Source organism: Bacillus sp. PK6-013, assembly GCF_054161445.1.
This window is the reverse complement of the sequence record NZ_CP096417.1, coordinates 845796-861979: the sequence shown is the minus strand read 5'-3', so window position 1 is coordinate 861979 and position 16184 is coordinate 845796. Positions and strand designations below refer to the sequence as shown.

Below are 16184 nucleotides of genomic sequence, written 5' to 3'. Positions count from 1 at the left end.
AATACTCATTCATTTTTGCTCCAAAAAAATAAACTCTCCTGTCTTCTTTCATCTTAAAAGATTTTGGAAGCGAGTTCAATAACTTGGTGCAAAATTTCTGAAATTTTTTCAGCGGGTATTATTTTGCCGCGGTTACATGTTTCCCCGCTTTTGGGACAAACCAATAGAGAGGGAGGTGAAGGCCTTGGTACGTGAAAGAAAAAATCCATCTTCAGCCGCAGTCAGCGCCGCAAGCATAAAAGGTAATGCAGGTCCGGATTATAAAAAGGCGGATGCGGGCGGAAAACGGACAAGCCAAAACCAGCAATATAAAAAGCATAATATGGATGTTCCTGAAGATCACTAAGCCCCCTTTAAGCATCCGGTATAAATTTCCGCTGTGTTAGGAAATCTAAAAATAAACGCTAAAAGGAGGCAGACTCATGCAGCAACAGCAAGGAATGACAACACCGCCGCCAGTCATTTCAACAAAGGATCATCTGTATTTGCAGGATATGCTGAACTGGAACTTGCTCGCAATGAAAAAAGCGCATTTTATGGCGGACCAGTGCCAGGATCAGTCTCTTAAAACAGAACTCGACAGGGTCGGACAAATGCACCATCACCATTACAATGTGATATTGGAGCAGCTTCGACAAAATCAAACGCAAAACCCGTCAGCATACATGCAATAGGAGGTTAATGATGAATCAGCAAAACCAACAGAAAATCGGCAATCAGGAAACTCCTGTCCCGAAAACGAGCGCGATGAATGACAGGGATTTTGTCAACGAACTGCTGACAACCGAAAAATACATGACGGCAGCATACTCGACAGCGCTTAATGAATTAAGCCATGAGTCGCTTTACCAAGCTGTTCAGCCGCTGTTTAATGAGGCGCAAAACGTACAGCGCAGATTGTACCAGGTGATGTTTCAAAACGGATGGTACAAGGTGGAGGCAGAAGATGCCCAGAAAATCCAGCAGTCTTATCAGCAGTTCCATTCTACATTGCAAGACCAGTCGCCATATCAGCAAAACCAATAAACAAAAAATAAGCAGAGGAGTCTCCCTGCTTATTTTTTTTGATTAGCCGCTCGGTGCGCTTCATTTCGTTCTTTAATTTGACGGATTACTTCTTTTATCTCCTGCTTCGCATCCGGATAAGCTCCGTTCCAATGCTTGGCGAGGGGCGGCATGCTTTTGGCGATATGGCTGTAGATGATCCACATCTTCACCTGTTCTTTCAGTTCTTCGTCCGTTTCGCCTAAAAGCAGCTCCGTATATTTCTCAACAAGTCCATCCAGCTGCTCCTTTAGTTTTTCCACTCACGACACCCTTTCTTTACGTTTATTTCTCGGGCATGTCCTGCATTTGACACCGTTTTTGTCTGTTGCATAATACAGACAGCAAGTCGTGCGTGTCCGGTCCTCCGCATGCTGTCCGGGATAAAACCTTTTGAGAGGGTTTTCGTCCGCCCCTTCTTCAAAAAGACCGGGCTCAGCTTCATAAAGAAGAAAATGAAAATCTTGCGCCGCCCGCGCCTTGAGTTTCGGATCTTCCAGAAGCGTGTCATACATCCAATACAGATAAACGGCAATATTTTCCCAAAGAATATGCTTTGAAATCGAAAATACCCGCCGACAGGCCGCGATCAGGCCGCCAAGGTGGCACCTGAAGATATCCTCAGTCAATCTTTTCAGTTCTTCGGTGCGATCCGCTTCGATAAGCTCAGCACCTTTGTGAAAATAAAACGACGGCGTCCACCCTCGATCATCGGCTTCTATCTCCCATGACACAGAAGCAGGAGCGGTTGGCAAGCGCTTTCCCCAAACCGTAAACAGATAGAAATGCAGCGCAGCCAGCATCCCGCTGCGCTTGACGAGCATTGAAGCCGCAACTTTTTGATTCGGAGCGTTCAGCCTGTCTTTAATATCTTCTACATAACGTTCTAAAAAATCCTCATCAAGGAGCTTGTTTCCTTTAACAGAGAATAAGGAGCCGGTCTGCTTCGTTCCAAGGCGAAAACGAAGCAATGACTCAAGCTCCTCTTTTGTTAAATTAAGCATGGGACTGAACCACCTGCTGGACGATGCATCTTCCTCTTCCGTACGGAATGCAGTGCGGCGTGCCGAAAAGCGGATCTTTCGTCACTTCGCAGTCCATTTCAAAAACGTCCTGCACAAGCTTGCAGTTGATAATGGATTCAGGCCGGCCTTCGGCATATATCTTTTTATCTTTAATCGCGACGAGGTGGTGAGCGTAGCGGCAGGCAAGGTTCAAATCGTGCAGCACCATCACGATCGTGCGCTTTTCGTGTTCATTTAATTCAAACAAAAGGTCCAGAATTTCAATTTGATGCGTCATATCCAAGTATGTCGTCGGTTCATCCAGTAATATGATATCCGTTTCCTGGGCGAGCGTCATCGCGATCCAGGCGCGCTGCCGCTGGCCTCCTGACAAGGAATCGACTGTGCGCTCGGCCAGTTCTTCCATTCTTGTCGCTTTCAAAGCCTTTTGCACAGCCTCTTCATCTTCCGCCGACCATTGCTTCAGCCAGTTTTGGTAAGGGTATCGCCCCTGCTTAACGAGCTGGAGAACGGTCAGGCCTTCCGGAGCCGAAGGGCCTTGAGGGAGAATGGCCAGCTCCTTTGCCACTTCTTTCGTGGGAAGTTTGGCGATGGAGCTGCCTTCGAGAAGCACTGAACCGCCCTTTGGCTTCATCAAACGTGCGAGAGACCGAAGGAGAGTCGACTTACCGCAGCCGTTGCTGCCGATAAATACGGTGATTTCACCTTTTGGGATCGTTAAGTTTAACTCATCAATAATGATTGTTTCTCCATAACCTAAGCTTAACGTTTCTGTTGAAATGGCACTCATAAATGAAATCTCTCCTTTTATTGGTTTCTGCTTTTATACAGCAAGTAGATAAAGTAAGGGGCGCCGATCGCTGCAGTAAACACACCGGCAGGCACTTCAACGGGAGAAAAAAGCGTGCGTCCGATGATGTCGGCAATCAGCACAAGCAATCCTCCGATCAGCGCTGCAACCGGCAAGAGGGCGCCGAATGATGAACCGACAAGCCTTCTTGCGATATGCGGGGCCATCAAACCGACAAATCCGACGGTTCCGGCAAAGGCAACGGCAATTCCGGCAAAAGCCGTGCTCAGCAGAAGGAGCAAAAAGCGGTTCCGCTGAACCGAGCTGCCCGCTCCTGTCGCCAGTTCTTCACCAAGCGTCTGAATGTTGACGTTTCTGGCGGCGGCTGCGGATATCAGCAAAAGGACAAGCGCAGCCGGCATTAAAATATTCACATCCTGCCAGTTCGATCCATATACTGATCCGGTAATCCAGACGTTCGCCTGAGACATTCTGTATATCGGTCCTTTTATCATAAACAATGTCGTCAGCGACTGGGCAAGCATCGAAAATCCGATTCCGATCAAAACGAGCCTGAAAGTCGAAGAGCCGTTTTTATATGAAAGAAAATAAACGAGCATTCCGGCGAGAGCCGCGCCGATAAATGCGGCAACCGGGAGCCAGCTGATGCTGACCGTAAGCGCATTGTTTTTATTGGAAAACAGCATTAAAAACAAGACAACGGCGACTGAAGCCCCGCCGGTCACACCGATAATATCCGGCGAAGCGAGCGGATTGCGGATCAGACCCTGAAGGATCGATCCGGCTGCCGCCAGACAGATTCCGGCAAACAGAGCGACCAAAATCCGCGGCATCCTGAAGGACATAATGATCAGGTCATCGCCCGGATCCCCCATGCCCAAAAACGTTTTCGCGACGGCGCCCGGAGAAATAAAACGTTCACCGATGCCGGCGCTGAGGATGACTGCACAAGCCGTCAACACCAATAGGATCACGAACGAAAACAGTGCTTTTCTGCCGATCAACAATGAAATGCCGCCTTTTCCGATTCTCAGCGTGCGGTAATTTTTCATTTTTGGAACCCCCTTCTCGCGATATAGACAAAAATGGGTGTCCCAATGATGGCTGTCATGACGCCGACAGGCACTTCTTCAGGCATAATCAGGTACCTTGCGCCAATGTCTGCGGTTACAAGCAGGATGGCTCCCAGCACGGCACAGTACGGAAGAACCCAGCGATGGTCGTGGCCGACGATAAATTTTGCAAAATGCGGGATAACAATACCGATAAAACCGATCGGCCCGGCGACGGCGACAGATCCCCCGGCAAGCAGGATAATCGAAACCGCCATCAACGCTTTGATCAGCCACGTTTTCTGGCCGAGGCTTTTTGCCACTTCCTCCCCCATCGTTAAGACATTGATTTTCGACCCGAGTAAAAAGCTGATGATGAATGCCGGCACGATATATGGAAGGACGGAGACCAAGAGGCTGAGGTCGCGCCCCTGGACAGAGCCCGCAAGCCAAAACAGCGCCTGCTCAAGAGCTGCTTCATTAACGGAAAGCATGCCTTGCGTCAATGATGAGAACAGCGCTGACATCGCCGCCCCTGCAAGCGTCAGCTTGACCGGCGTCAGCCCTTCCCTTCCGAGAGAGCCGACAAAATAGACGACAAGCGCGGCAAACGCTGCACCAAAAAACGAGATCCATGCAATCGTCTGAAGCGAACTGACGTGATAGAAAAACAGCGCTCCAACAACAAAGAAACCGGCACCCGCGTTCACGCCGAAAATTCCCGGGGAAGCAAGCGGGTTTTTTGTCATCGCCTGCATTAAAGCGCCGGCAACTCCGAGGGAAGCGCCGACAGTTGCAGCAATCAGCGCGCGCGGCAAACGCACGTTTTTGATGACAAGATGTTCATTAGAGCCGCTGAAGCCCGTAAAAGCCTTGTAGGCCATCGACCATGACGTATTCGTATAACCGTATACGATACTAGCGCAAACGGCGGCAACCAGCACCAAAATAAAAGACAGTAGTGCGATTGTTCTATATTTATTCGTTCTTAAGAGCATAAATTAAAATTCTCCTAGTTTGACTGAAACATCTACTGGTTATTGTATCAGATAACATTGATCTTGAAAATCATTTTCAATTAACAATTGACAAAATTCTGATCAAAAATTATGATCAGGATGAATGACTTACATACCTAAGGAGGACACACATGAAGAGATGGTCAATTGTTGGATTTATCGCTTTGTTAGCGATTTCAATTCTTGCAGCCTGCGGCGGAGGCAAGGATGACTCTGCAAAGGGCGGAGAGAATAAAGATACGATCACCGTTAAACACGCAATGGGTACGGAAGAACGAGTGCCTGCAGACCCAAAAAGAGTCGTCGTCCTGACAAATGAAGGAACCGAAGCGCTTTTGGAACTCGGAATCAAACCTGTGGGTGCAGTCAAATCCTGGACAGGCGATCCTTGGTATAAGCATATTCAAGCCGATATGAAAGGCGTTAAGCAAGTCGGGCTCGAAGGCGAACCGAATATCGAAGCGATAGCCGAGCTAAAGCCTGATTTAATCATCGGGAATAAAATGAGACATGAAAAAATCTACGACAAGCTTGAAAAAATTGCTCCGACTGTCTTCTCTGAAACGCTGCGCGGCGAATGGAAAGACAACTTCTCCCTCTACGCGAAAGCGGTAAACAAAGAGGAAAAGGGCAAAGAAGTTTTAGAAGATTTCGATAAAAAAGTCAGCGAATTAAGCGACAAGCTCGGCGACCAGAAAAAGAAACGGGTGTCGGTTGTCAGATTTATGGCCGGCCAATCAAGGATTTACTATAAAGATTCTTTCCCGGGAATCATCTTGGATCAGCTCGGTTTTAAGTATCCGGAAAAACAGGAAAAACTGTTTGAAAAACAAGACGACAAATTTGTTTTTATGACGGAAAATAAAGAATCGATCCCTGAAATGGATGGGGATGTCCTGTTCTATTTCACATATAAACCTGCCGAAAGCAAAACAGAGGCCGAAACATGGCAAAACGATTGGACAAGCGATCCGCTTTGGAAAAAATTGAACGCTGTCAAAACCGGAAACGCCCACGAAGTCGACGATGCGATCTGGACGACGGCCGGCGGTGTCAAAGCAGCGTATCTGTTCCTTGATGACATCGAAAAATACTTTTTAAAATCGTAAGCAAAAAAGAGCATTTCCGCCGTTGGAAATGCTCTTTTGTTTATTTTCCGTGATAGATTCTTGACGTACCATCCGGCCATTTCACCCGCAGATGAAACAGGTCATATCGCTCATCAAGATTGAAAGCCTCGAGCACATTGCTGATCACGTCCTGCTTTGAATCGGATTTGGCGATCGAAAGCTCGCTTAAAACCATTTTCATTTCGTTTAAAGCTTCTTCCCCTTCGCGGTCCGCTCCGTTCAGGTGGTCTTTAATCGATGCTTCTTCCCGCTCCTGTTTGTCGTATACGGCTGTAAACGAATTGTGCTTTCCACGGCCATAGTTCACTTCCAATGCAAATGCAGCGTAAGGCACGCTTTCCACATCTGAAACAGGAGCGTTATCGGGAACGGCCTCCTTGCCTTCGGCATGTTCTTCCGCTATTGAACGGCAGCCGGTCATCAGGATCATGACGAGAGCGATAACGGCCATCCGAAATAGGTTCATACCGTTCATCTCCTCTATGCACATTATCCTTAGCTATGTCCACTTTGCGGAAACTCATTCAATCTCTCAGCGGAAGCCTTTATATCATCTCTAACAATGCTTCTGCATCACGGACAGCCGGCTGAATGGCCGCTTCCCAGAAATCCCGCTTCGTCAGATCGGCGCCGAGATGCTTCATCGCCAGTTCCTCAACAGACATGGAGGCTGTATCTTTTAAGAGCGCGATATATTTTTCTTCAAACGCCGCCCCCTCTTTCAGCGCTTGCGCGTAAATGCCAAGCGAAAACAAGTAGCCGAACGTATAAGGAAAATTGTAGAACGGGACAGACGTAATATAAAAATGAAGCTTTGATGCCCAAAAATACGGATGATACTCGCCAAGCGCGCCGCAAAACGCTTCTTTCTGAGCTTCTTCCATCAGCTCGTTCAGTCTTCCGGCGGATACGACGCCGTTTTTTCGTTCATCGTAAAAGCGGGTTTCAAATAGAAACCTCGCGTGAATGTTCATAAAAAAGGCGACGCTTCGCTGGACTTTATCTTCCAGAAGGACGAGTTTTTCTTCGTCTGAACCGGCTTGTTTTAATGCCGCATCAGCCACGATCATTTCTGCAAAAGTAGACGCGGTTTCCGCCACGTTCATCGCGTACGCCCTGTTTAGCGGTCTGACGTCCAGCATGGATTCCTGATGAAAGGCATGGCCAAGCTCATGCGCCAGCGTGGAAACGTTTGACTGGCTTCCTGCAAATGTCATAAATATTCTCGATTCCCCGCTGTCAGGAAAATTGGCGCAAAAGCCGCCCGGGCGTTTGCCTCCCCTGTCCTCAGCTTCAACCCATCTGTCTCTGAGCGCTTTTTCAGCAAAGGAGGAGAGCTTTTCTCCAAACGTTTTAAACTGCCCGGTAATAAAAGCGGCTGCCTCTTGATACGAATATTCCTTTGCCGCTGAACCGATCGGCGCTTCGACGTCATACCAGCTCAGTTTATCCAGCCCAAGCATAGACGCCTTCCGGGAAAGATAGTCTGCAAACGGCTTTTTATGATCAATAATGACCTGCCACATGACATCAAGGGTTTCCTGCTTCATGCGATTGATGTCCAGGGGTTCTTTTAATACATTGTCCCAGCCTCTCGCCTCATAGACGTTCAGTCTGAAACCGGCGAGGTGATTCAGCGTGCTGCTGAGCAAATCAGCGTGCTGTTCCCAGCCGTGGTCCAAATTTTCCGATACGGAGCGGCGGATCTTTCTGTCAGGTTTAGATGTCAGGTTCTGCGCCTGTCCGACAGACAGAATTTTCGTCTCGCCATCTTCTTCATACGGGATTTGAATTTGGTCGACGATGCTGTCGTACATATCACCCCAAGCATGATATCCGTCAACAGACAAACCTTGAATCAATGTTTCCTGTTCGGAACCAAGCTTTTCCGTTACCCGCTCCCTTCTCTCATTCAAAATATAAGAGATATTGGAAATGCCTTCTTCTTGAAGGATCGCTTCCCATTCTTCATTTGAGACAACGGCAAATTTGCTGTCAAGCACGACCAGCGCCTTCTGAGCATCGGCAGCGAGCTGGGTGACCTCAAAATTAAGGGCATTCGCCTTTAAATCCGCGGTGTCCTGCGCTTGGAGACATCCGACAAAAGCGTCTGCTTCGCGGATTTTAACATCAATTGTTTCAAAAAGCGCCAGTGTTTCCTTCAATTCATCAAGACCGCTTTTTGAGACGGTAAGAGCCTCGGCAGAGCGTTTAAAAGTTGAAAGCAGCGCTTTAATTTCATTTAAATATTGACGGAACTCGACGGAGCCGCTCCCGCCTTTAAAGAAAACCTCGAGATCCCACGTATCTTTAAGTTGATGAAATGTCATTGTTCCCGTCCCCTTTCATTGGCTTGTTTCCATTATAAGATAAATTTGGCTTTTCAGGGCAAATAAAAAACGGCCGACTTGTGAGCCGGCACGCCTCTTCCCTGATCATATTACAGCTGCCTCATCCGTTTGACCGCATAGCTGGCCGTCAATAAACCGATTAGGCCGAACACAAATAAATACAATCCGCCTTTACTTTGCGGCGGGCCTTGAACAGCATCTGTGCCGCTTGATATTTCCGCGCTGAATGGTTCTGCGATTTGCAGGGCCTGAAGCAGCCTGCCGTCCTCTCCTTTAATGTTCAGAATTCCGTCGCTGTCTACATTTTCACTCAGGGCTTCGCCTTTCTTTTTCGTCACGTATAAAGGGTTTTTCAGTTCATGGCTTGTCCCGTTCTGGTCGGTAAACGCCTCTCCCTTTTTGAGTTCTTGTGTCTCGTAATTGTGAAATCCTTCATCCAGAAGCGTTTTTGTATCGCTGTACATCATTTTCTTGCTATCGGCCTTCATGATGACGGCGATTAAATTAAGGCTGCCCCGTGTTGCCGTTGTGACAAGGGTATGCTTTGATTCATCCACAAATCCTGTTTTGCCGCCGGTTATTCCTTTGTAAGGAATCTCACCTGTCAGCATTCGGTGATGGTTTTTCAGCGTCGTGTCCCACGTCTGTCCGTGCCATGACGTTTGCTTTTCCGAAAAAAGCGCTCGAAACGTTTTGTTTTTCATTGCGTACTCGGTAATTCTCGCCATGTCGGCGGACGTCGTATAATGATTTTTGTCAAACAGTCCGTGAGGATTCACAAAATGAGTGTCATGCACTCCGGCATGCTCAGCAATAAACGCGTTCAAATCATCCGCAAACTGTTTCACGCTTCCGCTGACATGTTCGGCGATCGCCGTTCCGGCGTCATTTCCCGAATTCATCAGCAGCCCTTGGAGCAGCCGTTTTAATGGAACCGACTCCCCCGCTTCCAGATATACGCTTGATCCTTCCGTTTGAGCAGCATTTTTGCTGACTTTCACACGATCTTCTAGATTTCCGTTTTCTATTGCATAAATCGCCGTGGCAATTTTTGTAATGCTGGCCGGGTACATTTTTTTGCGGCTGTTTTTTTCATAGAGAACCTGCCCCGATTTCCCATCGATCAATATGGCGGAAACACTTTTAATTTCCGGTTTGTTTTTTTCTCCTGCTTGAGCCGAGCTATGAAAAAACAGCGTCAGACATAGTACAATAATGAACAGGAGGGATCGTTTAACATTCATCGTGTCACCCTGCCTTCTTTCTCTCTTGCGTTTTTTATAAAAAATAGGTCTTTTAGCACTTTTTAAATTTTATCAATGATAAACTGCCGCTGACAAGCCTTTTTTTGTCAACAAGCCAAAATTTTGAATGGAGGAAACTCATTGAATAATAAAATCGCCATCGTAACAGGCGCGACGAGCGGATTTGGTTTATTGACCGCTTTAAAACTCGCCGGCACTCATTTCGTCATCGCAACGGCGCGCCATCCCGAAAAAGCGGAAGCTTTACGGAACCGCATAGCGGAGCTTTCGATCGATTCATCGATTGCCGTCACTGAACTAGATGTCACAAACGAACAATCGATTTCAACATTTACCGAAGAGCTGAAACCGTACGGACAGATAGACGTTCTCGTCAATAATGCAGGAACGGCATACGGCGGATTTACTGAAGAGCTTTCTCTTGACGACTACAGAAAACAGTATGAGACAAATGTTTTCGGCCTGATGGCGGTAACGAAAGCGGTCCTTCCTTATATGAAGAAACACAGCGGCGCCAAAATCATTAATCTGAGCAGTATCAGCGGACAGATCGCTTTCCCCGCTTTCTCGGCATATGCTTCATCAAAGCATGCGGTTGAAGGCTTTTCAGAAAGCCTCCGCCTCGAACTCCGCCCATTCGGAATCGATGTGGCCGTCGTCCAGCCGGGATCGTATCAGACGGCGATTTGGGAGACATCATTTGCCGCCCAGGTCACTGCACCTGAAGCCGAATCACGGTACAGTACATATTTTGAGCGAATCTCCGCCTACATTGCGGCGAACCGCCAACATTACGGAAACCCTGATGATGTGGCTGAACTGATTTGCCGCCTCGCAGTAAAAAAGCGGCTGAACAGGCTGCGCTATCCGATCGGCAGGGGCGTCCGCCTCATGATCCTCCTCCACAGCGCCCTGCCATGGAGGATTTGGGAACGCGCGGTCATTAAAAATTTGTTTAAATAAGGTTATTTAAAATAATTATAATTTAGTATTGATTTTAATCTTATATTTGTTATAATATAATTAACAAATGAAAACACGAGGAGGAAATATCACATGATCTCTCAACAATTAAAACAGCAAAATCCTGTACTTGAAAACTCAATGAATACGAATTTGTCCAACTGGTTCATTCTCTACACGAAGCTTCACCGTTTTCACTGGTATGTAAAAGGGCCGCAGTTCTTTACCCTTCATGAAAAATTCGAAGAGCTTTACAACCATGCCGCAGAAACGGCAGATGTGGTCGCGGAACGCTTGCTGGCCATCGGCGGACAGCCGCTTGCCACAATGAAAGAATACCTTGACCACGGCACAATCGAGGAAAACGGATCCGAAAAAACGGCCGAAGAAATGGTTTCCGCACTTGTCAGCGATTACCGTCAAATCCGCGATGAAATTCAGCATACCATAGAACTGGCGGAAGAAAAATCAGACCATTCTACCGCTGACCTTTATATCGCCCTGACAGAGGAAATTGATAAGCAAATTTGGATGCTTAGTTCATTTTTGGACAAGTAATATGAAAAAGCCATGGCAGACGCCATGGCTTTTATTTATGATTTGCTTTTCGCAAGCTTTGCTTTCATTGTTGTTTGCTTTCCGTTTCTCAGCACCTCAAATGTGACGGTATCTCCTGCTTTTGCTTCAGTATAAAGAATTTTTCTGAGATCTGAAGTGGTTTCGACGTTTTTGCCGTTCATTTTGGTAATGACGTCGCCGGCTTTCATGCCCGCATCAGCCGCAGGCGATTTCGGCGATACTTTATCGACGTACACGCCTTTATTGAGCTGGTCTCCGAAAAGGCCAAGCGTATTTTGCTGATACTGTTCCGGCACCTGCTGCATATCGATCATTTGCACACCCAGGAAAGGCCGCTCCACTTTTCCTTTTTGCAAAAGCTCGTCAACGATCGGCTGAACATCATTGCTCGGAATCGCGAAACCAAGTGATTCAACACCGCTTTGGCTGATCTTCAGGCTGTTGATGCCGATTACCTGCCCGCTGCTGTTAATCAGAGGGCCGCCGCTGTTTCCAGGGTTGATCGCCGCATCTGTCTGAAGAACGTTCATATCCCAATTCCCTTCAGATGTGGAGACTTCAATTGTCCGGTTGACACCGCTGATGATACCTTCTGTAACCGTTCTTGAAAATTGAAGGCCAAGAGGGTTCCCGATCGCGATTACTTTTTCACCGGCGCGAAGTTTTGCGGAATCTCCGAAACTTGCAACCTTATCAACGCCTTTGCTGCTGATCTCTAAAACAGCCAGATCAGTCAAAGCGTCACTGCCGATAATCTTGGCATCCGCTGTCTTACCGTTGTATAAGGAGATGGTTACCTTCGAAGCGCCTTCAACGACATGGTTGTTTGTAATAATGTAGGCCTTGCCGCCGTCTTTCTTAAAGACGACGCCTGATCCCGTGCCGCTTTCCTCCACGTCGTCCTCAGAGAAGCCGAAGCTCGTTTGAATATTTGAAACGCCGACGATTGCAGGCTCCAAATCTTCCACCATATCAGGCACGTTATCTGCGTTTGTGACAGGTTTTGTGTTGAAATTCTGCGACTGCTTTGGCTCTGTCTGTTCGGTTCCGGCGGTTTCGCTCGGATGATCGCCCGGAAGATACGGAGAGATTCCAAGCACTAAACCGCCCCCGATGATGCCGCCCAAAATCGGGCTCAGCCACGAAGCCTTACGCCGCTTTTCTTTTGCCGCTCTCGTTTCCTTGGCATCTTCCAGGGCTGCAGCGGTTTCTTTATTCGTAAGATCTGACTGATCGTCTGTATCTTTCTTTAAAATCAGCTCGGGCTCCTTTGCCGGCTGTTCTGACTGCTGCTCCTCAGAACCTGCCGTTTGCGGCGTCTGCGCTTCTTCGCGAAGCTGCTCTTCATTTGCATGTTTTTGTTCGTCATCGCGTCTAAAATCCATAAGCGTACACTTCCTTTATTTTTCTTGTCTTCAACTATCGCAAATGGCATAAAAGCTTTAACATCCACAAAAAAAGAGACCCGGCCGTCGTTCACTCTGTTTTCATTCCCTTTCTTCCCTGATGAGTATGTTACGAAAACATTGTGGGATAAAAATGAAAAGAATATGTGAAATTATGAAAATTGACCAGACTTATGTTAAAACTAGTATAATGACGTAGAAAGGATGTGAACCGCTCTTGTCATACTCCATTTATCTAGTTGAAGATGAAGAGAATTTAAATGAATTGCTGACAAAATACTTAGAGAGTGAAGGCTGGCACGTCACTTCTTTTCTAAACGGTGAAAGTGCCAGGCAAAAAATAGGCCAGTCACCTCATTTATGGATTCTCGATATCATGTTACCAGATATCGACGGGTATACGCTAATAAAAGAAATAAAAAATCATGATCCGGAAGTCCCCGTCATTTTTATTTCTGCACGCGATGCCGATATTGACAGAGTGCTGGGGCTTGAGCTGGGCAGCAGTGACTATATATCTAAGCCGTTTCTCCCCAGGGAACTGATCATCCGCGTACAAAAGCTGCTCAAGCTGATATATAAAGAAGAACCGGGAGAAATGAAAAAAGGAACGCCGGTTTCCTGCTATGAAGTCTATGAAGACTTGAGAGAAGTCTATGAAAATGGCAGCATGATCAATTTGACGTCAAAGGAATTTGATCTTCTGCTTCTATTTATAAACAACAAAGGCCGCGCCTTTTCAAGGGAGGATATCCTCACCAGCGTCTGGGGAGACGATTACTTCGGAACCGACCGCGTCGTTGACGATCTTGTCAGAAGGCTGCGCAAGAAAATGCCCGAACTGAAAGTGGAAACCATCTACGGGTTCGGCTACAGGATGTTGAAATCATGAAGAACAGGTCGCTCGCCTTTCAAATTTGGAGTGTCATTTGCGGCATCCTGTTAACGGTCTCGATTTTGCTGACGTTTTTATTCTCGACAACACTGCAGAACTTTTTTACTGACGAAATTTATACGAACATTGAAAATGAGCAGCATGTTCTGACAGAATACGGATTTTCCGATTCACCGGAAAGAGGCTTCGGCGGAAGCAGCGGCTCACGAAGCACAAACCGCCACGTTCAGCACGTCCTACTGCCTGAGAGAGGAACCGTCTACCAAAGCCCGCAGATTCTCCCTGATTCATTTATCGAGAAGGTTCAGAAGCTCGGCAAAAGACAGGACGAGTCCTCAAAAAGGTATTCGGAGAATGTCAACGGAGAGCACATTTTCTTTGTGCTCAAAAAAATCCAGACCCAGGACCAGACGTTTCTGCTATTGTCCTATGCGCTTGATTCATACAGGGACGATTTGTCCCATACGCTGTTTAAGCAGCTGCTGTTTATTTTGATTGTCGTCATTTTGCTGAGCTGGATTCCTTCCATCTGGCTGGCGAAATATTTATCAAGACCGCTCGTCACGCTTGAAAAACACGTCAAACAAATCTCTAAACAGGACTGGGATGATCCCGTGATTGTCGACAGGGAAGACGAAATCGGCAAGCTCGGGCACACCATTGAGGACATGCGGCAAAAGCTCATCCAGAAAGATGAGACAGAACGCACGCTCCTGCAAAACATCTCCCACGATCTGAAAACGCCGGTCATGGTCATCCGCGGGTATACCCAGTCGATCAAAGACGGCATCTACCCTAAAGGAGATTTGGAAAACACGATTGAAGTCATTGAAGGCGAAGCTGAAAAACTTGAAAAGAAAATCAAGGATCTTCTTTATCTGACAAAGCTTGATTATTTGCTGAGACAAGAAAGACAGTACGGAACTTTTGATATACAAGAGGTCATTAAAGAAGTTGTTGAACGCTTGAAATGGTCCAAAAAAGAATTGAACTGGAAGATTGATCTTGAAGAGGAAACAATGTTGACGGGCGATCAAGAACAATGGAGCAAGCTGTTGGAAAACGTTCTTGAAAACCAGATCCGCTATGCGGAGACATGCATTGAAATCAGCGTCAGGTCGACGAAAAAACATACGTTGATCACCATTAAAAATGACGGACCACACATTGAAGAAGAGATGCTTTCCAGCCTGTATGAGCCTTTTAATAAAGGGAAGAAAGGCGAATTCGGCATTGGACTCAGCATCGTTAAACGAATCTTGACGCTCCACCATGCTGACATGACCATTCGGAATGATCAAACCGGTGTGTGCTACTCAATATCCGTTCCGCGAAATTAGACTGTAGACGCTGCAGTCTTTTTTCATATAAACGAATAGCCGTTGAAATCCCGATAGCTGGGCTTCATCGTGTTTTTCGGCTTTTTCATCCATTTCTTTTCGCACAGGACATGCTTTGGATATTTGACTTTGTCCACCTTAATTCCCCTGCTGCGCAGACGCCTGATCATATCATCGATTTCTTTCATCAACCTTCACCCTTTCTCCACAAATTTTGACCACTCGGTCACCTTACTTTATAATATAAATAATATCAAACAAAAAAACAAGTTACAATCTAGTTAAAAATATAACGGAGCAGAAAAAGTGACCCGCCAGTCACCACGGTCCGCCGAAAGCCGCTTTCGGGTTCGATCTTTCAGGAAGGTGAAAGCAATGAAACAAAAAGAGAAAGTCATTATTGAAACAGCCATCAAACTTTTCGCAAAAAAAGGATACAGCTCTACTTCAGTTCAGGAGATTGCAAAAGAGTGCCAAATGTCAAAAGGCGCTTTCTACATTTATTTCAAATCAAAGGAAGCGCTCCTCCTTTCAGTCCTTCACTACTACTATGAAAGAATCTTTACCCGAATTCAGAAAATCAAAACGGAGCATGACCATCCGCGCGATGTGTACCGGATGCAGCTCGTCGTTTTTTTCGAAAACATTTTGGAGCACAAAGAGTTTATCACGATGCAGTTTAATGAGCGGTCAATGCCGATCAATGACGAAATTGAAGCGTTCGCGAAAAAAATGCGGAGAACCACGCTCAGGCTGCACATCGAAAACATCCAGAACATTTACGGCAAAGACATTGAACCGTACAGCGCCGAACTGTGCTTTATGATCAACGGAATGAGCGATGTCTATCTTGAGCTGATGATTTTGCTGCACCATTCGTTCGACCTGCAGTCTCTCGCCGACCACATGCTGAACCGCCTCGACGATTTGGCAAAGGGGATGATCAAGCGCAATGATCAGCCGCTGATTTCATTCGAAAAAGCAGACGAGTGGTTCGGCCCCTTTTACACATTTGATCCGCTGAAGGACGCCCTCCTCAATGAAATGCGTGTCAAAGCGAACAAGCAGTACAACGGCGCTCCTCCTGCCGATCTTGCCGAAAGCCTGGATATTCTGGAAAAAGAGCTTAGAAAAGAAAAGCGCAAAAACGCCATCATCAAAGGCATGATATCCAACTTGAAGGAATATGATGCGATTCGAAAAGAAACGGACAAACTCGCTGAATTGATCAAAAAAGACATGCACCATCCGCACGGATGATTCGCAAAACAAAACCGGCTGCAATACATGCAGCCGGTTTTGTT

At 46.7% G+C, this 16184-nt stretch carries 19 protein-coding genes; 9 read left to right on the top strand and 10 right to left on the bottom strand.

Translation table 11 applies throughout. From position 1 onward, the window contains the following. The first annotated feature begins 184 nt into the window (after window positions 1–184). From M1E03_RS04255 to M1E03_RS04245, 3 genes are all read left to right on the top strand, one after another. The gene (locus M1E03_RS04255) at window positions 185–346 is read left to right on the top strand and encodes a YuzL family protein (RefSeq protein ID WP_020452884.1); all 162 of its coding nucleotides are present in this window, start codon (window positions 185–187) and stop codon (window positions 344–346) included. Window positions 347–422: 76 nt separating this feature from the next. Further along, window positions 423–674 carry a hypothetical protein gene (locus tag M1E03_RS04250; RefSeq protein ID WP_023856221.1) on the top strand — a complete coding sequence of 84 codons (252 nt, stop codon included), beginning with the start codon at window positions 423–425 and terminating at the stop codon, window positions 672–674. Between the two features lie 10 nt (window positions 675–684). Then, a complete protein-coding gene (locus tag M1E03_RS04245) occupies window positions 685–1026 on the top strand; it encodes a spore coat protein (RefSeq protein WP_009329552.1) in 342 nt (113 codons plus the stop codon). A gap of 29 nt (window positions 1027–1055) precedes the next feature. On the opposite strand, the gene M1E03_RS04240 is transcribed toward M1E03_RS04245, so the two are convergent. From M1E03_RS04240 to M1E03_RS04220, 5 genes are read right to left on the bottom strand one after another with little or no spacing between them, the layout of a single operon-like run. Further along, entirely contained in the window at window positions 1056–1307 is a 252-nt protein-coding gene (locus tag M1E03_RS04240) for a YusU family protein (protein ID WP_020452886.1), read from the bottom strand. Further along, window positions 1308–2048: an IucA/IucC family C-terminal-domain containing protein gene (locus tag M1E03_RS04235; RefSeq protein WP_023856222.1), complete on the bottom strand. Its 741-nt coding sequence runs from the start codon at window positions 2046–2048 to the stop codon at window positions 1308–1310. Continuing rightward, window positions 2041–2859, bottom strand: a complete 819-nt coding sequence (locus M1E03_RS04230) for an ABC transporter ATP-binding protein (RefSeq protein ID WP_020452888.1) — start codon at window positions 2857–2859, stop codon at window positions 2041–2043. The genes M1E03_RS04235 and M1E03_RS04230 overlap by 8 nt, the downstream gene beginning before the upstream one ends. A 17-nt stretch (window positions 2860–2876) precedes the next feature. Continuing rightward, window positions 2877–3932, bottom strand: coding sequence for a FecCD family ABC transporter permease (locus M1E03_RS04225; protein WP_020452889.1), 1056 nt, complete (start codon window positions 3930–3932; stop codon window positions 2877–2879). Further along, the gene (locus M1E03_RS04220; RefSeq protein ID WP_020452890.1) at window positions 3929–4930 is read right to left on the bottom strand and encodes a FecCD family ABC transporter permease; all 1002 of its coding nucleotides are present in this window, start codon (window positions 4928–4930) and stop codon (window positions 3929–3931) included. Before M1E03_RS04220 ends, M1E03_RS04225 begins: the two co-directional genes overlap by 4 nt. Before the next feature lie 152 nt (window positions 4931–5082). Here M1E03_RS04220 and M1E03_RS04215 point away from each other — a divergent pair, with 152 nt between their 5' ends. Then, complete coding sequence (locus M1E03_RS04215) at window positions 5083–6060, top strand: ABC transporter substrate-binding protein (protein WP_020452891.1); 978 nt, start codon at window positions 5083–5085, stop codon at window positions 6058–6060. Window positions 6061–6100: 40 nt separating this feature from the next. Here M1E03_RS04215 and M1E03_RS04210 read toward each other — a convergent pair whose 3' ends face one another. The 3 genes from M1E03_RS04210 to M1E03_RS04200 form a co-directional block, all read right to left on the bottom strand. After that, window positions 6101–6547, bottom strand: a complete 447-nt coding sequence (locus tag M1E03_RS04210; RefSeq protein ID WP_020452892.1) for a YusW family protein — start codon at window positions 6545–6547, stop codon at window positions 6101–6103. 79 nt (window positions 6548–6626) lie between these two features. Further along, complete coding sequence (locus tag M1E03_RS04205; protein WP_095292318.1) at window positions 6627–8411, bottom strand: M3 family oligoendopeptidase; 1785 nt, start codon at window positions 8409–8411, stop codon at window positions 6627–6629. A 110-nt stretch (window positions 8412–8521) separates the two neighbouring features. Continuing rightward, a complete protein-coding gene (locus tag M1E03_RS04200) occupies window positions 8522–9676 on the bottom strand; it encodes a D-alanyl-D-alanine carboxypeptidase family protein (RefSeq protein WP_026580086.1) in 1155 nt (384 codons plus the stop codon). 141 nt (window positions 9677–9817) lie between these two features. Between M1E03_RS04200 and M1E03_RS04195 the strand changes: the two genes are divergently transcribed. Next, window positions 9818–10660 (top strand): oxidoreductase, encoded by an 843-nt coding sequence (locus tag M1E03_RS04195; RefSeq protein ID WP_101561492.1) that lies wholly within the window; start codon window positions 9818–9820, stop codon window positions 10658–10660. 93 nt (window positions 10661–10753) lie between these two features. Further along, window positions 10754–11218, top strand: a complete 465-nt coding sequence (locus tag M1E03_RS04190) for a Dps family protein (RefSeq protein ID WP_020452896.1) — start codon at window positions 10754–10756, stop codon at window positions 11216–11218. A gap of 35 nt (window positions 11219–11253) precedes the next feature. Here the strand turns inward: M1E03_RS04190 and M1E03_RS04185 are convergent, their stop codons facing one another. Then, window positions 11254–12624: a S1C family serine protease gene (locus M1E03_RS04185; RefSeq protein ID WP_095292314.1), complete on the bottom strand. Its 1371-nt coding sequence runs from the start codon at window positions 12622–12624 to the stop codon at window positions 11254–11256. 238 nt (window positions 12625–12862) lie between these two features. Between M1E03_RS04185 and M1E03_RS04180 the strand changes: the two genes are divergently transcribed. Both M1E03_RS04180 and M1E03_RS04175 read left to right on the top strand, forming a co-directional pair. After that, window positions 12863–13537 (top strand): response regulator transcription factor, encoded by a 675-nt coding sequence (locus tag M1E03_RS04180; protein ID WP_023856226.1) that lies wholly within the window; start codon window positions 12863–12865, stop codon window positions 13535–13537. Next, window positions 13534–14880, top strand: a complete 1347-nt coding sequence (locus M1E03_RS04175) for a sensor histidine kinase (protein ID WP_026580088.1) — start codon at window positions 13534–13536, stop codon at window positions 14878–14880. The genes M1E03_RS04180 and M1E03_RS04175 overlap by 4 nt, the downstream gene beginning before the upstream one ends. Window positions 14881–14903: 23 nt before the next feature. Here the strand turns inward: M1E03_RS04175 and spxO are convergent, their stop codons facing one another. Further along, on the bottom strand, window positions 14904–15068 hold the full coding sequence (spxO, locus tag M1E03_RS04170; protein WP_023856228.1) for an anti-adapter protein SpxO: 165 nt from the start codon (window positions 15066–15068) through the stop codon (window positions 14904–14906). Window positions 15069–15255: 187 nt separating this feature from the next. Between spxO and M1E03_RS04165 the strand changes: the two genes are divergently transcribed. Beyond that, window positions 15256–16140: a TetR/AcrR family transcriptional regulator gene (locus tag M1E03_RS04165; protein WP_023856229.1), complete on the top strand. Its 885-nt coding sequence runs from the start codon at window positions 15256–15258 to the stop codon at window positions 16138–16140. Window positions 16141–16184 lie beyond the last annotated feature (44 nt).

What these genes read in the sequence shown, in the direction of transcription:
- M1E03_RS04250 (WP_023856221.1), top strand. Translation starts at nt 423, where the DNA reads ATGCAGCAACAGCAAGGAATGACAACACCGCCGCCAGTCATTTCAACA.
- M1E03_RS04245 (WP_009329552.1), top strand. Translation starts at nt 685, where the DNA reads ATGAATCAGCAAAACCAACAGAAAATCGGCAATCAGGAAACTCCTGTC.
- M1E03_RS04235 (WP_023856222.1), bottom strand. Translation starts at nt 2,048, where the DNA reads ATGCTTAATTTAACAAAAGAGGAGCTTGAGTCATTGCTTCGTTTTCGC.
- M1E03_RS04230 (WP_020452888.1), bottom strand. Translation starts at nt 2,859, where the DNA reads ATGAGTGCCATTTCAACAGAAACGTTAAGCTTAGGTTATGGAGAAACA.
- M1E03_RS04225 (WP_020452889.1), bottom strand. Translation starts at nt 3,932, where the DNA reads ATGAAAAATTACCGCACGCTGAGAATCGGAAAAGGCGGCATTTCATTG.
- M1E03_RS04220 (WP_020452890.1), bottom strand. Translation starts at nt 4,930, where the DNA reads ATGCTCTTAAGAACGAATAAATATAGAACAATCGCACTACTGTCTTTT.
- M1E03_RS04215 (WP_020452891.1), top strand. Translation starts at nt 5,083, where the DNA reads ATGAAGAGATGGTCAATTGTTGGATTTATCGCTTTGTTAGCGATTTCA.
- M1E03_RS04210 (WP_020452892.1), bottom strand. Translation starts at nt 6,547, where the DNA reads ATGAACCTATTTCGGATGGCCGTTATCGCTCTCGTCATGATCCTGATG.
- M1E03_RS04205 (WP_095292318.1), bottom strand. Translation starts at nt 8,411, where the DNA reads ATGACATTTCATCAACTTAAAGATACGTGGGATCTCGAGGTTTTCTTT.
- M1E03_RS04200 (WP_026580086.1), bottom strand. Translation starts at nt 9,676, where the DNA reads ATGAATGTTAAACGATCCCTCCTGTTCATTATTGTACTATGTCTGACG.
- M1E03_RS04190 (WP_020452896.1), top strand. Translation starts at nt 10,754, where the DNA reads ATGATCTCTCAACAATTAAAACAGCAAAATCCTGTACTTGAAAACTCA.
- M1E03_RS04185 (WP_095292314.1), bottom strand. Translation starts at nt 12,624, where the DNA reads ATGGATTTTAGACGCGATGACGAACAAAAACATGCAAATGAAGAGCAG.
- M1E03_RS04175 (WP_026580088.1), top strand. Translation starts at nt 13,534, where the DNA reads ATGAAGAACAGGTCGCTCGCCTTTCAAATTTGGAGTGTCATTTGCGGC.
- spxO (WP_023856228.1), bottom strand. Translation starts at nt 15,068, where the DNA reads ATGAAAGAAATCGATGATATGATCAGGCGTCTGCGCAGCAGGGGAATT.
- M1E03_RS04165 (WP_023856229.1), top strand. Translation starts at nt 15,256, where the DNA reads ATGAAACAAAAAGAGAAAGTCATTATTGAAACAGCCATCAAACTTTTC.